The 14151-nt window shown below is 50.4% G+C and carries 17 protein-coding genes; 11 read left to right on the top strand and 6 right to left on the bottom strand.

The window, feature by feature from the left end:
* Nucleotides 1-27 precede the first annotated feature (27 nt).
* Nucleotides 28-930 (top strand): DivIVA domain-containing protein, encoded by a 903-nt coding sequence (locus ACYVAD_RS14325; protein ID WP_461140187.1) that lies wholly within the window; start codon nt 28-30, stop codon nt 928-930.
* 12 nt (nt 931-942) lie between these two features.
* Nucleotides 943-1293 carry a dihydroneopterin aldolase gene (gene folB, locus ACYVAD_RS14320; protein ID WP_461140186.1) on the top strand — a complete coding sequence of 117 codons (351 nt, stop codon included), beginning with the start codon at nt 943-945 and terminating at the stop codon, nt 1291-1293.
* A gap of 107 nt (nt 1294-1400) precedes the next feature.
* On the opposite strand, the gene ytxJ is transcribed toward folB, so the two are convergent.
* Both ytxJ and ACYVAD_RS14310 read right to left on the bottom strand, forming a co-directional pair.
* A complete protein-coding gene (ytxJ, locus tag ACYVAD_RS14315) occupies nt 1401-1730 on the bottom strand; it encodes a bacillithiol system redox-active protein YtxJ (protein WP_461140185.1) in 330 nt (109 codons plus the stop codon).
* A gap of 55 nt (nt 1731-1785) precedes the next feature.
* Nucleotides 1786-2094, bottom strand: coding sequence for a phosphoribosylpyrophosphate synthetase (locus ACYVAD_RS14310; RefSeq protein ID WP_461140184.1), 309 nt, complete (start codon nt 2092-2094; stop codon nt 1786-1788).
* A gap of 58 nt (nt 2095-2152) precedes the next feature.
* On the opposite strand from ACYVAD_RS14310, the gene ACYVAD_RS14305 reads away from it, so the two are divergent.
* Both ACYVAD_RS14305 and rsgA read left to right on the top strand, forming a co-directional pair.
* Entirely contained in the window at nt 2153-3421 is a 1269-nt protein-coding gene (locus ACYVAD_RS14305; protein WP_461140183.1) for a 3-deoxy-D-manno-octulosonic acid transferase, read from the top strand.
* 63 nt (nt 3422-3484) lie between these two features.
* Complete coding sequence (gene rsgA, locus ACYVAD_RS14300; protein WP_461140182.1) at nt 3485-4414, top strand: ribosome small subunit-dependent GTPase A; 930 nt, start codon at nt 3485-3487, stop codon at nt 4412-4414.
* A gap of 11 nt (nt 4415-4425) precedes the next feature.
* Here rsgA and ACYVAD_RS14295 read toward each other — a convergent pair whose 3' ends face one another.
* On the bottom strand, nt 4426-5802 hold the full coding sequence (locus ACYVAD_RS14295; protein ID WP_461140181.1) for a cystathionine beta-synthase: 1377 nt from the start codon (nt 5800-5802) through the stop codon (nt 4426-4428).
* 374 nt (nt 5803-6176) lie between these two features.
* Between ACYVAD_RS14295 and ACYVAD_RS14290 the strand changes: the two genes are divergently transcribed.
* Genes ACYVAD_RS14290 through ACYVAD_RS14280 form a run of 3 tightly spaced genes read left to right on the top strand, consistent with a single transcriptional unit; the run spans nt 6177 to nt 8548 of the window.
* Nucleotides 6177-6734, top strand: a complete 558-nt coding sequence (locus ACYVAD_RS14290; RefSeq protein WP_461140180.1) for an RNA polymerase sigma factor — start codon at nt 6177-6179, stop codon at nt 6732-6734.
* Nucleotides 6706-7440 (top strand): hypothetical protein, encoded by a 735-nt coding sequence (locus ACYVAD_RS14285; RefSeq protein WP_461140179.1) that lies wholly within the window; start codon nt 6706-6708, stop codon nt 7438-7440. Before ACYVAD_RS14290 ends, ACYVAD_RS14285 begins: the two co-directional genes overlap by 29 nt.
* 16 nt (nt 7441-7456) lie before the next feature.
* Nucleotides 7457-8548, top strand: coding sequence for a hypothetical protein (locus tag ACYVAD_RS14280; RefSeq protein ID WP_461140178.1), 1092 nt, complete (start codon nt 7457-7459; stop codon nt 8546-8548).
* 29 nt (nt 8549-8577) lie between these two features.
* On the opposite strand, the gene ACYVAD_RS14275 is transcribed toward ACYVAD_RS14280, so the two are convergent.
* On the bottom strand, nt 8578-10227 hold the full coding sequence (locus ACYVAD_RS14275) for a M1 family metallopeptidase (protein ID WP_461140177.1): 1650 nt from the start codon (nt 10225-10227) through the stop codon (nt 8578-8580).
* 156 nt (nt 10228-10383) lie between these two features.
* Between ACYVAD_RS14275 and ACYVAD_RS14270 the strand changes: the two genes are divergently transcribed.
* Nucleotides 10384-10710, top strand: coding sequence for a HesB/IscA family protein (locus ACYVAD_RS14270; RefSeq protein ID WP_176564794.1), 327 nt, complete (start codon nt 10384-10386; stop codon nt 10708-10710).
* A 145-nt stretch (nt 10711-10855) separates the two neighbouring features.
* Here the strand turns inward: ACYVAD_RS14270 and ACYVAD_RS14265 are convergent, their stop codons facing one another.
* Nucleotides 10856-11365: a GNAT family N-acetyltransferase gene (locus ACYVAD_RS14265; protein WP_461140176.1), complete on the bottom strand. Its 510-nt coding sequence runs from the start codon at nt 11363-11365 to the stop codon at nt 10856-10858.
* 103 nt (nt 11366-11468) lie between these two features.
* On the opposite strand from ACYVAD_RS14265, the gene pnuC reads away from it, so the two are divergent.
* The 3 genes from pnuC (at nt 11469) to ACYVAD_RS14250 (ending at nt 13140) form a co-directional block, all read left to right on the top strand.
* Nucleotides 11469-12137 carry a nicotinamide riboside transporter PnuC gene (pnuC, locus tag ACYVAD_RS14260; protein WP_461140175.1) on the top strand — a complete coding sequence of 223 codons (669 nt, stop codon included), beginning with the start codon at nt 11469-11471 and terminating at the stop codon, nt 12135-12137.
* Nucleotides 12134-12673: an AAA family ATPase gene (locus tag ACYVAD_RS14255; RefSeq protein WP_461140174.1), complete on the top strand. Its 540-nt coding sequence runs from the start codon at nt 12134-12136 to the stop codon at nt 12671-12673. The genes pnuC and ACYVAD_RS14255 overlap by 4 nt, the downstream gene beginning before the upstream one ends.
* A 158-nt stretch (nt 12674-12831) precedes the next feature.
* Nucleotides 12832-13140 (top strand): isoamylase early set domain-containing protein, encoded by a 309-nt coding sequence (locus tag ACYVAD_RS14250; RefSeq protein WP_461140173.1) that lies wholly within the window; start codon nt 12832-12834, stop codon nt 13138-13140.
* A 68-nt stretch (nt 13141-13208) separates the two neighbouring features.
* Here ACYVAD_RS14250 and ACYVAD_RS14245 read toward each other — a convergent pair whose 3' ends face one another.
* On the bottom strand, nt 13209-14144 hold the full coding sequence (locus tag ACYVAD_RS14245) for a hydroxypyruvate isomerase family protein (RefSeq protein WP_461140172.1): 936 nt from the start codon (nt 14142-14144) through the stop codon (nt 13209-13211).
* Nucleotides 14145-14151: the final 7 nt, after the last annotated feature.

Below are 14151 nucleotides of genomic sequence, written 5' to 3'. Positions count from 1 at the left end.
CAGTAGATTAAACTCCCAAGCGCACCAATGAAAATTACGCCCATTGAAATTCGGCAGCATACGTTCGAGAAAGGGTTGCGCGGTTACAAGGCCGAAGATGTTGACTCATTTCTTATCTCGCTTTCTCAGGAATGGGAACGTGTGACGAATGATTATAAAATGTTGAAAATGCAGCTTGAACTGGCTGAAAAAGAGCTAAACAAGCTGAAAGAGGTAGAAATGACGCTGTTCCGAACCCTAAAAACGGCTGAAGATACAAGCGCTCAGATTACCGACCAGGCTAACAAAGCCGCTGAACAATATCTGGGTGAAGCTCGTCAGAAAGCCGATGACCTGCTGGCAGATGCCCGCAAACGGTCAGCCCTGATGATTCAGGACGCCGAAAACCAATCCCGCTTCTTGAAGGATAATATTCTAAACGATCTGAAAGTGATCGAAAGCGATTTCAAGGCGCTGGAAGGTTATAAAGAAAGCCTGACTACGCAGATCCGGCAGATGGCCAACAATGCTATCGATAGCGTTGACCGGTTTGAGAAAAAGTTTGCCCAGCAGGATCTGAAGGGCAAAATTGACGAAGTTGTCGATCAGATTGCCGCTGACAACGAACAAGCTGATAGTCAACACAAGCCAGATTACGAGTTACCTGCAGCAACCCTGGCGGCTTCTGATTCAGTGGATGAATTACCCCCGTTGACCGAACGGGAAACAGCCATTCCTGAATCCATTCCAGTAACTGACATTCATGGCAGTGAGCCGCTGGACGAAAAATCGGAGTCAACAACATCCGAAAATCATGTTGACCAGCCAGTACCCGAATCTGTGCTGGCTGAGGCTACTACGCCGGATGCACCCGCCGAAACTAAACCGGAGTCACCAACCGAACACGAGCCGGCTCCACAGCGTGGAGGTTCTTTCTTCGACCAGATTTAGTGCTTGCTTTTTATGGGAACGATTAGTCTGGAGGGGCTGGAGTTTTTCTCCTACCACGGCTTTTACGACGAAGAACAGAAGATCGGCAACAAATACTCAGTAGATATTACGGTCACAGCCGACTTTCTGGAGGCTGCCGAGCAGGATCGACTGAGTGCTACGGTCAATTACGAAGAATTATACCGGATAACGGCCGGGGTGATGAAACAGCCCGCTCGGCTTCTGGAACATGTCGCTCATCGGATCATTCGAGAGATTCGAGTGATTTATCCCGCTCTTCAATCCGTCGAGGTTGGCGTCTCTAAGTTCAATCCGCCCATTGGTGGAGTATGCCACCGGGCGAGAATTACGCTGAGAGGATAAAAGTGGAAGGGAGAAAAGAAGAAAGGTGCCTTTTGAGCACCTTTCTTCTTTTCTCCCTTCCACCACGATAGGTAGACCTGAAAAAATCCTCTTCTACCCTATTTCCTTTACACCGCCTGCTGTAAACCAGCAAACGAGATGGCCATATGCGATGCGTCGTATACGCATTCACCGTTGCGAATAAGTAGTACCTGGGGGGATTCGTGTTCAATCCCGAACTCATTTACGATTTTATTCGAAATGGCCCGGTTGGCCAGCAAATCAAGGTAATACGGTTTCACGCCAAGCTGATCGCTCCAGTTCCGCTCCATCCGACTCAGCGCCATTGCACTAATCGAGCAGGTTGTACTGTGCTTAAAAATCAGGATGGGCTGGTTCTCAGATTCTTCTTTGATTTCAGCGAGTTGGCTATCGCTGTTTAATTTATTCCAGTTCATCGTATATACACGCAATCTGCAACTAACTAAATCATTTCAGGTGATAAAAAGTTCGCTACCGATTCGATCGCATGGATAGCTTTTCAGCCATTTCTGGTGAAACAGCTTCTGCGTACGTGCCATAAGCATCAACAAGTGTTCCGGACTGCCCGTCTTTCGCTTTTATGGCGTATAAAACCGTTTCGTCTTCCGGATCGGTCATCCCTTCGAAGCGATATACGTCAACAATGTCAAAGTCGTCCGGGTGCAGTTCGAGGGCGTTCTGCTGGCATTTTAAGTGATCTTCTTTCAGGTTGTAATCGTGGGGGAAGCCCTGTTGGCGGAGGCCGTCGAGTGCTTCAGTGAGCGTATCATAGCTTTGCATAGTGCGGGCGGTTTAGCCGTGAGTTTGTAGCTTTGTCTATAACCAACCGCATATCGCCTTGTTTTCGGGCTTCTACAACACCGGCATCTTTGCGTACCAGACCCTGCTCCGGCTGGTTGCTCCCTTTAATCCCAAAGCCCGGCAATGGGTGGCAGGGCGACAGCATTGGGTCGATACGTTGACCCAGAAACTAGCCGGGAACACCGCCCCGATTGCCTGGTTTCATGCGGCCTCGCTGGGGGAATTCGAACAGGGGCGCCCGGTCATTGAAGCTTTTCGCCAGCAGTACCCGAACTACAAAATTCTGCTGACGTTCTTCTCGCCTTCCGGGTATGAAGTCAGAAAGAACTACGCCGGAGCCGATTTCATCCTGTACCTTCCTGCCGATACCCCAGCTAACGCCCGTAAGTTTATCCAACTTGTTAAACCGACGATTGCGTTTTTCATTAAGTACGAGTTTTGGTACAACTACCTGCGCGAATTAAAAGCGACCCAAACACCGATAATTTCGTTCTCGGCCATCTTCCGGCAGGACCAACTCTTTTTCAAGCCATACGGCGCGTTCTACCGAAATTTGCTGGGTTATTTTGATCACTTATTAGTGCAGAACCAGGAATCAGTCGACTTGCTGGCCAGCATTGGGATCAACAACGTAACGTTAGCAGGAGACACCCGCTTTGACCGCGTCGCACAGGTAGCGGCTGCCAAGAAAGTGATTCCATCAGCTCAGGCGTTCAAGCAAGAACAACCTTTATTAGTTGTTGGTAGCGCCTGGCAGGCAGATATGGACGTACTGATTCCGTTCCTGAATCAGTTTGATCAACCACTCAAGGTAATCATTGCGCCACATGATATTCACGATGACGAAATTGGGCGCTGGCGTGGTCAGTTAACAAAATCGTCCGTTCGTTTTTCGCAGGTTAACGAATCAGGCGTTGATGCTGCCCATGTCCTGTTCATCGACAACGTGGGCATGCTTTCATCGTTGTACCAGTACGGTGAGTTTGCTTACATTGGGGGGGCCTTCGGTAAGGGACTGCATAACATTCTGGAAGCCGCTACGTTCGGAATGCCGCTGTTTTTTGGGCCTAACTACACCAAATTTCAGGAAGCGGTAGATCTGGTCGCCGAGGGGGCTGCCTTTCCGGTAAAAGACACCGAAACATTTACCCAAGCCTTTGAAAAACAGTATGGCGACCAAACCGAAGCAGCCCGCATCAGCCGCGATTACGTCCTGCGGAACATTGGTGCGACGGCAAAGGTTATGCAGGTAGCGGCATTGCTGTTGAGTGAACGTATGAAACGACGAAAGAGCGAAAGACATTGATAATCGCTCTTTTATTGTTTCATACGTTATACTGCTCTTTCACTCTTTCATTCTTTTGATCTTTTGTCAAACACTGGTTTAATTCTCCGCTCGACTGGCTCCTGGTATGACGTTCGTAATACGGACGGGCATATTTTTCAGGGACGACTCAAGGGCAAGTTTAAAATCAAAGGCCTGAAGGTGACGAATCCGATTGCCGTCGGCGACCACGTAACGTTTGAGGTCGAAGACGAAATTGAGAACACCGTTATCATAACTGATATTGCCCCCCGCGAAAACTACATCATCCGGCAGTCGGTCCACAAAACGGCGCACGGCCACATTCTGGCAGCCAATCTCGACCAAGCGGTTTTGCTGGCTACGTTAGCTATGCCCCGTACGTCACTGGGCTTTATTGACCGGTTTCTGGTCTCGGCCGAGTCGTTTCGTATTCCTACCACCATCGTTTTTAACAAAAGCGACATTCTCAGCGAGGATGGACTGGCGTACCAGCAGGAAATTATTGCTATCTACCAACGGATTGGCTACCAGTGCCTGGTCACGTCGGCCACAGAGGGCGAAGGCGTCGAAGATTTCCGGCAGTTACTTGACCAAAAGGTAACGTTGTTGTCAGGCCATTCGGGCGTTGGTAAGTCATCACTGGTTAACGCGGTGGCTCCAGATCTGAACCTACGAACGAACGAAGTATCTTCATTTGCGAACAAAGGCGTTCATACGACCACCTTCGCCGAAATGTTTGAGCTGGCTCCCAATACGTTCATTATCGATACGCCCGGCATTAAGGAGCTAGGGCTGATGGACACAGCAAAAGAGGAAATCAGCCATTATTTCCCCGAGATGCGCGACCGGCTGAATCAGTGCCGTTTTCACAACTGCCTGCACCTCAACGAACCGGGCTGTGCCATTAAGGATGCCGTCGCCGAAGACGAAATTGCCGAAAGTCGCTACATGAGCTACCTCAGCATGGTAGAAGGCGGGGATAACCGTCGGTAGACCTCCCCGTCTCAGTTCGTCATAGCAGCCAGCAGATCAGCCTGGGTAATAATATGAATTTGTTCTTTCTCGTCGCGGACGAGCAGAGCTTTGTTATCCCGGTCAATTAATGACGACAAGGCATCAATCGTATTATCCAGTCCCACAAACTTGAACGGTTTGTCCATGACTTCGCTGACGGGATGATCTTTCACGGCAGGGTCTTCAATCAGGCGATTCAGTACCGTTGAGTCAGTCAGGCTACCCACAATATGGCCATCATCGTCGGTGATAGGAATCTGCGAAATACCATAGCGGTTCAGGACGTGAATGGCCTGGTTAACCGAGACACCCGATCCAATAGTGGTTAGCTGAGAGGAACCGTTCTTGTGGCGAATAATGTCCCGGGCGGTTTTAAACGCACGGTCTTCCAGAAATCCGTGGTCTTTCATCCAGGTATCGTTGTACACTTTGGCTAGGTAACGCGTACCATGGTCTGGCAGCAGAATAACCAGTATATCATCGTCTTTCAGGTGGTCTTTTGCCCACTCAAGCGCGCCATGCACCGCCGTTCCACACGACCAACCCACAAATAATCCTTCTTCCCGGGCTAGTCGCCGGGTCATGATAGCTGCATCACGATCGGTTACTTTGACGAACAAATCGATGGCGTCGAAGTCAACGTTTTTTGGCAGAATATCCTCGCCGATGCCCTCGGTCATATAGGGGTAAATTTCACCCTCGTCGAATTGGCCAGTTTCTTTATACTTCTTGAACACGGAGCCGTAGGTATCCAACCCAATCGAGATCAGGTTCGGATTTTGCTCCTTCAGGAACCGGGACGTTCCGCTGATGGTACCGCCCGTACCAACCCCAGCCGCGAAGTGTGTTACACGCCCATCCGTATCGCGCCAGATTTCGGGCCCAGTCGTTTCATAATGCGCAGCCGCATTGGACGGGTTATCGTACTGGTTCGGGTAAAACGAGTTGGGAATATCGCGGTTCAGCTTCTGAGCGACCGAATAATAGGACCGTGGGTCTTCGGGCGATACGTTCGTTGGGCAGACAACTACCTCGGCTCCCACCGCCCGCAGGATGTCGATTTTCTCCTTCGACTGCTTATCGGCCATCGTGAAGATGCATTTGTAGCCTTTCCCGATAGCTGCCAGCGCCAAGCCCATACCGGTATTACCGCTGGTGCCTTCGATAATCGTCCCGCCCGGTTTCAGGACGCCCCGTTCCTCAGCGTCCTCGATCATACGTACAGCAATTCGGTCTTTCACCGAGTTGCCGGGATTGAAATACTCCACCTTTACTAGCACTGTTCCCCGGATGCCTTTCGTAACTTTATTGAGCTTGATTAAGGGCGTGTTGCCAATGGTATCAATGATTGAATTGTAATAATTCATGATCGTCCGTCTTTGTTGTACTTTCCTAGAAAGTCAACGACCTGCTGGTGGAAGTGTTTAAAACCGTAAACTAAGCTTATGAACATTTACATTCAACCCAACTCATCCCTGGAAGAGGTTCTTGTTGGAGTTTTGCACTGACCACCCCTAACCCCTCCTAAAACAGGAGGGGAACACGCAGAAATCATCTTTTATCCCCTCCTATTTTTCTATGAGGGGGCGGGGGAGGTCAGAGCAAAATTCCAACAATAATACCTTTTAGGCAGTCCGCGCCACGGTTGCCGCCGTTGCTACTAGCCTGCAATATTTATTCAACAACCCAGGCAACCCTTTTGGCGAAAGCGGCATTTCTGTCAATGTAATCGGTTGATATCATGTCGAAGCAAGTGGTTGAACAGTGCCAGCGCGGGAATGCCTTTGCCCAGAAACGGCTGTTCGATCAGTATGCGAACCGGTTATTCCGCGTCAGCTTACGTTACGTTCGCAGTGAGCCGGAAGCCGAAGAGGTGCTGATGACGGCTTTTCTGAAAGCGTTTCGGGGGATCGACGCTTTTACGTACCGCGACGACAACGGGCTGGAAGCGTGGTTGCGACGTATTGTAGTGAATGAATCGTTACAGCATCTGCGAGCAAATCGGCACCTGCCTCTTTTCCAGGCTGAGGATGAGGCCGAGATTGTGGCCGACAGTGTCCCCTTACCCGATACTGGACTGGATGCCGAACGAATTTATGCACTTATCCGTGAGTTACCGCCCGGCTATCGAACGGTGTTCAACTTATACGCCATCGAAGGCTTCACCCATCGAGAAATTGCCGAACAGCTACGCATCACCGAAAACACATCCAAATCACAGTTGAGCAAGGCGCGGGCGCTTTTACAAACCTGGTTACTTCAGAACGGCTATGAAACAGAAAAACGACGAACTACCTGACGAATGGGTGCGGCAAACGCTGAGCCGCCTTCCCGACGCCCCACCGCCCGGTTCGTCGTTCGATTCGGAGCGCCTATGGGGGCAGCTACGTCCTGAACTCCAGGCCAAACCCGCTCGTTGGCAAACAGGGTGGTGGCTATCGGCCGCTTGTGTAGCCGGACTGGTGATTAGCTGGCTGGTGTGGCCTTTTTCGAGCACAGAGCCGAAAACAGGCTCGGCTACGTCGGTGGCGACCTACCGTCCAAAGACTGAGTCTAACGCTAAACCCAGTCCAAAGCAGGCAGAAATTATTCCTCACTCTGACTCTGCCCCCGCAATTGCAGAAGCGCATCAATCAAAACGGCAACGTAACACGCTTAATAAACCCCAATTCAGTCCTGACGACGTAACCACTGCGTCCATATCGTCAGAACCAGAGCCCGTTTTTCAGGCAGCAGAGCCCACGGCTACGTCCGTGGTGGTAGCTGTACCCGTATCCCGCAAAGCGAACGTAGCCGTTGTTACACCAAAGCGCCGGTTTCGGGTAATGCACGAGAACGAATTGCGGGCCGAAGACGAATCAGCTCCTCAAATTTACCGAATCAACCATTTTGTCCGGTTAGGGGCTGGTCGTCGTAGTGATGATGAATCGTCTACGAACGGACAACGTACCACTACTGGATCGGAGAATCGGCCACCGGCTCTGACCATGCCTTTAAACAACTAATCAAACCAACAAAATCATGCGTTTATTCTGCTTTGTTGCTGTGCTCCTGCTGAGCACAGTTGGAGAATCATTGTGCCAATCAGCTGGCAATCACTTAGCCGACCCGCGGGCCAAACGGAATTTTATTGGCCTAAATCACATCGAAATTGATCTGGGACAGCGTAATACGTTACTGATTGGATTCGATCGGTACGAACAGGTACAGGCGCACAAAAACGTTGACTCGGTACTCCGGCTGTTTTTGGATGATTACCGGAATGTGGCCGATACAGCCCAAAGCCCGACGCGATCAGTCCATACCCTGTTTAAACTCCGCCCCGATAATCGCGATATGGCGGTACGCTCTGCCCCTCAATCGACAACAGATTTCCGGTTTCGGGATGGCGAAAGCCCCGTTGAAGTGAAGACGAAGCAGGATACCCTGTTAGCAGTCTGGATGTCGACCTCGGCACGGGAGCTACCAACTGACTTTGCGGTCTATTTTTTCGTCAATAATCTTCGGGACCTTGAGGGAATACTCAAAGCGGGTGGGGTCAACGCAAAAGTGGAACAAGCGCTCGAATCGGTGCGTGTTTTCAAACACCATAACCTGACCAATCCGCGCTACGCCTTCAACCTGATCCAGCCGCTTACCGGCAAACCCACGTTTCAGACACCCGGCCTCATCGGCGATCCGTTTCTAAGCTTTCGTCCGGGTATTGGCGTTGGCCTGATTCGTAACCAGTGGGTACCGTCGTTCAACTTCGACCTGGAAATCGTACCGACTCGCTTTAAGCAGGTGGGTTATTTTGTTGGATACACGTCCAACTTCTTTTTCCGAACCAATGCCGACAACTCATTTCAGACCTTCAGGAACGACTTCGTTCGTGCGGGGGTATCGTTTTACCGGAAAGACAGGGACAGTCGTACAACGAACTTTACGAAGCATATTGCCTCGTTTTACGTTGGGTTACCTGTGCATCGGTCGGGTTCGTTTTTCGCCCCTAACACCGTTAATGTTGGGGCTATCGTCTACCAGAACGGGTTGCTGAAAGTACAGGCCGATGTGTACATGAACGGGTTTTTCAAACAGGTAAATCCAGGACTTCGTCTAGTGGTTGGGTTTTGATGACGTAACGCAGCTAACAACCAGTACCTCTATTTGCCCATCTGCGTGGCGCGCATCAGCACCGTATTGTCGGGGTCGATCACAACCGAGGTTGGTTTGGCCGACAACGGTATTGTGAACGTCTGATTCTGCTGATCCATCGTCAGGCGCGGGGAGCGCTGAATTTCTCGGCCGCTGGCGTCGCGAAAGCTAAACGTCAGCGGAATGGTGAAGACAGTTCCGGTACGCTGTGCTTGTCGAGCGTCGACAACCAGCGCCTGTTTGTCGGCATCATAGTTGGAACCCCATACGATTTCCGGGTAGCCGGGTTCGTAAAGCCATTGCTCGAAAAAGCGTCCCAGCTTTTTGCCCGACGCTTTTTCCATCACGACCTGTAGATCGCTGGTCTGCGCGTTACGTAGGCGAAACTGCTCACAATATGACCGAATTCCCTTCCAGAACGTATCGTCGCCCACTTCGTTCCGGAGCATGTGCAGCACCCAGCCACCTTTCTGGTAATTCAGCGGATTGAGCAGCTCGTTCAAATTTGTCGTTGCCGAATCGACGATGGTAGCTTTGGGTTTGAGCGCCGTGTACCGGAAAATCTGATTTTTGTTCTGGTTCAGGACGGCGTTGAGCGTATCACGACCATAGGCATGTTCGAGGTAAAGCGCCGAGAAATACGTGGCAAAGCCCTCGCTCATCCAGAGTTGCGACCAGTCGGTTTCGGTAGCCGAGTTGCCAAACCACTGGTGCGCAATCTCATGAGCCAGCAATGCTTCCATATCCGAATCCTTGCTACCGACAATCGCTTTCTCGTTGTAGAAAATGCAACTGGCGTTTTCCATGCCGCCAAACACCGTCGTGGATTCGACATTAGCCAGTTTCTCGAAGGCATACGGCCCAATCTTACTGATGAAATATTGCAGAATCTCTTTGGCTGGCCGGTAATCAATAAAGCCCTTCTGACTGTCGCGTGGATACAGCCAGCTTTGCACTGGAATGCCATTTACTGAACCAACCTCGTCGACAGCAAAGCGGGCCGCACCGATCACCATAACTTTCGTGGGAATGGGCGTGCTTTCCTGCCAGCGCGTCAGCTTCCGGTTTCCGGGCAACGCATTTTCGCCCATGTATTTGCCGTTTGAGACAACACGGTACGTAGCCGGAGCATTGACACTAAACGAGCAGGTTGCCTTATCAGATGGGTGATCGACTACCGGGAGGTAATGCCGGGCGTTATTGGGCCAGTTGTCGCCGAAGAACGTCCGTTCCCCAAACTTGTTTTTACTGATGATAAGCCCCTGAACCGGAACCCCGTCGTACGTAATCGTTACCTCCGTCGGCAGATTAGCGGCCGGGGGCAGGTTGATGAACACCTTGTCGTTTCGCTGGGTGAAGGGAATCGTTTTTTTGTCAGTGGTAACGACCTGACGTACTTTCATGCCCGTTGCCGACTCGTCTTTTCCCCCAACCAGGTCAAACCAGACCGTTTGCCGATCATCGGCGCGAGTAAATCGGATAGTTGTTTCACCCAAAATCCGATTTGTCGAATCGCTCAGCGTGAGCGAGAAATTATAATTCAGTACGTCAACACCAGGTTGCGTGTATCGGGCTGATCCTACAACTAACTGACCGTAGGTTACCACCGTCAGACACATCAATAGGCTTACTAAAATCCCCCTTGTTTGATTACTCATTCGTACTATTCATGATCGCTCTATTCTGTAAACGAGCGGATTACCCTGTCCGTATTGATTGCCGATGACAGACGTGAGTAGTTAAAGAACTTTTCCCTTTGGCGGAAAGTTAAGGGATTAGCATTGATTCGCGTCAATATAGACCCCCGTTTACCCATGGTCACTGTTTCAGAAATTGCCAAAAATAAGATAATTGAACTGCGTCATAAAGACGGTCTTGCTGACGATACTGCAATTCGCGTAGCCGTAGAAGGTGGTGGTTGCTCGGGCCTGATGTACGACCTGCAATTTGATGCCACGCAGCAGCCAACCGATCACCTGGTTGAGGATAAAGGGATTAAAATCCTGGTAGATCGCAAAAGTCTGCTGTACCTGGCTGGTACCGAACTTGATTTCTCAGACGGATTGAACGGTAAAGGATTCCAGTTTAAGAACCCGAACGCTACCCGTACCTGCGGCTGTGGCGAAAGCTTCGCGGTTTAAACAGCTATCTTTTCGATATACGAAGGTCGATCAACAGACAATTATCTGTTGATCGACCTTTTTTTTACGTTTTAATAACCCCGCTCCTAGAACCAGTCCGCTACTAAGACAGAATCAACTTTTCTCTAAGCTTTCTACTGAAGAATCAGTCAAACAGGCGTTGCCACCAGAGCATCTCTTCAATCCGGTCGAATAGCTGAAAGTTGTTCTTTTCGAGTACTTTCTGCGACGCTACGTTTTCGACCTCAGTATCGGCCACGACACGCCATACATCGGGCTGTTGCCCAGCCCATTCAACCATTGCGCTCACCATTTCGGTCATGTACCCTTTTCGCTGGTAGGCCGGATACGTGCCGTAACCAATTTCAACCGTCCCTGTTTCATCGGGTTCTCCCTTAAATTTAGCTTCGGCTACGATCTGTTCAGTTTGCTTATCGATGGCGATCCACATGGTGTGGAACAACGGATCGTTTTTAGGATCGCGCAGGCGGGGAATGGTAAAGTGCGTGATGACGCTAAGCACGGGTTCCACCACGGCCCGGTGCCCCTTCCGTAATCCCAGCGACTGCTCCAGTCGTTGATCATTAGCAATGTGCAAAGCCAATTGCTCAAGTGTGAGCGTCATCAGCGTCAGTCGAGGGGTATCAACGGTCATAACGAGTTCGCAGTAGAACTGTATGTAAGGGTCTTTCGAAAGCGAATTGCGCTGTATACTTGCAAGGCTAAAGGTAAATGAAGCCCGCCTGATCTGCTCCGGAATGACCGACTTTTTCGATATCAATACCATTTTTTTTACCATCTGGGGCTACTCCATGAGTTACCTGGAGTTCACCGGAGCTACGCTGGGAGCGCTGGCTACCCTACTCGCGGCCCGCGCCAACGTCTGGAGCTGGCCTGTGGGAGCCGCCAGCGTTACGTTGTTCTTTTTCCTCTTCTACCAGATTCAGCTCTACCCGGATATGTTCTTGCAGGTGTTTTTTCTGGTTACCAACCTACAGGGCTGGTGGCGCTGGACGCACCCAAAAGCCGGTGAAGCCGACGCGCAGAACGAATTACGCATTACCCGTTTGCTGGGTAGACCGTTGTACCTGTCGCTACTGGGTGGGCTGGTTGCTACGCTGGCGCTGGGCACCTTCGCGCAGAACCTGCACATCTGGTTTCCGGTCGCGTTCAGCCAGCCGAGCGCATTCCCCTACCTTGACTCGTTTACGACCGTAATGAGCATTATCGGTACGTTTATGATGATCCAAAAGAAGCTGGAATGCTGGTGGGTCTGGCTGCTGGTCGACCTCATCAGCACCTACATTTACTACATCAAGGGGGTCAAGTTCATCAGTCTGGAATATGCCGTTTTTTGTCTGGTTGCCTTCCAGGGGGCCTGGTACTGGACCCGCGAATACCGATCCTACTCAAACCAAACCGCATGAGCCCCATACGAACGTCATCCCGTATCGTCAAGATCTGTCTGTACGGCCCCGAAAGCGTTGGCAAGACCACCATGGCGCGTCAGTTGGCAGAAGAATACCAAACGATATTTGTGCCCGAGGTATCGCGGGATATGGTTTTTACGAACGACTTTTCGCGGGATGATATTATCCGGATCGGCTACGCCCAGACTGCGGCCGTTCAAGCAGCCGAACAGGAAGCAAATCAGATTCTATTCTGCGATACGGATCTGATCACAACACAGATTTACTCGTCCGTCTACCTGGACGAAGTACCGCCAGTTTTGTTCGAGCTGGAGCAACAAATTCAGTACGATCAGTACGTACTGTTAAACATCGATGTTCCCTGGATAGCCGACGGACTACGTGACCTCGGCGGCCGACGGCAGGAGATGATGAACCGCTTCCGGAATGAACTCGACCAACGCTCAATCTCCTATGAGCTGGTAAGCGGTTCATTTTCAGAACGAATCGAACAGGTCAGAAAAATTGCAGATGAACTTCTGTCAGAACACTAAATTTCCGGGATAATTATAGGGTCATATTTCCTGTAACTATAATACAAGACATAGCCTTTAGTACTATTTTAAGAATATTTACACTCAACAGCCTGATAGTTATGACTTTATTTATTTAGTGCTATAATTTTGCAGTAACAAACCAAATGTCAACCAATATGGCAGTCGCCAAACAATTCCTCAAAAGTAAGCCTGTTTGTAAAGTAACGTTTGTAGTACCAGCAGAAGCGGTTAATGGGGCAAAAAAAATCTTTGTAGCCGGTGAATTCAATAACTGGGATACAGCAGCCCAGGAATTGAAAAAGCAAAAGGATGGCTCGTTCAAGGCTATCGTCGAACTGCCCGTAGGGAATGAATACCAATACCGTTATGTCCTCGACGGCAGCACCTGGGAAAATGACTGGGAAGCTGATAAATACGTAGCCAGCGGAGTTTCGGGAGAAGAAAACTCGGTGGTAGTACTGTAAAAAAGGAGGAGAGGGAGGACGGAGAAAAGGAGTTCTACTACGCTCCTTTTCTCCGTCCTCCCTCTCCTCTATACCGTAAAGCTGTCTGCCTCCACATACGCTTTTACCAGCGCTTCTTCGCCTTCTTTACCGGGCTTTGATTTGCCGTGCTCCATCCCGAAAATGAACTCCTTGTTTTCGGCTTTGGCTTTCTGGTAGATGTGTTTGAAGATGTTTTTGTAGTTGATTTCGCCGGTTGTTGGTTCATTTCGACCGGGGTTGTCTCCCATCTGGAAGTAGCCAATCTCTTTCCAGGTCCAGTCGATGTGCGGAATGATATGCCCTTCGTTCTTCTGCATGTGATAGACGTCGAACAGAATCTTACACGATGGACTATTCACCGCCCGGCAGATTTCGTACGTCTGATCGGACGTACGCAGGAACAGGTTAGGCGTGTCGCTAAGCGGCTCCAGTACCATGGTCAGCCCTGCTGGTTCCAGAATTTCGGTACCCCGACGTAACGCATCGATTACGTTCCCAGTCTGCACGCCAATCGGGAGACTCCGGTCAAAGTCGCCGGGTACCACAGTTGTGAATTTTGCATTACAGCGCTTTGCGGTTTCTACCGCCTTCCGGCATCCGTTCAGGAATATTTCGACGTGTTCAGGTTTATTAGCAGCTAGTGTGTTCTGGGAGTTGCCGCCTTTATCAAGCACAAACACACCCATCGTCATTCCCAGACGCTGCATTTCCTTGCCAATTTTCTCCTGCGTGGCTGGATCACGGCCCATCATTCCATTGTCTTCCAGCGCTGTGAAGCCCAGATCGGCCATGTATTTTAGTTGATCGATCAGGTCTTTCCCGGCATTGTTCTCAAACATGCCAAAGTGGGGGGCGTATTTGAGTTTAAAGGTATGTTTAGCCACCGATGCGCTTGGAGCGGCCATTGCACTACTAACCAAACCCGTTGACATGGCCGTCCCGGCTACGCCTAGCGATGATTTTACGAAACTACGTCGTTGCATAAGTAAA

This window comes from Spirosoma pomorum (assembly GCF_054776615.1).
The sequence above is the reverse complement of the archived record's forward strand: the minus strand, read 5'-3'. Positions and strand labels throughout refer to the sequence as shown.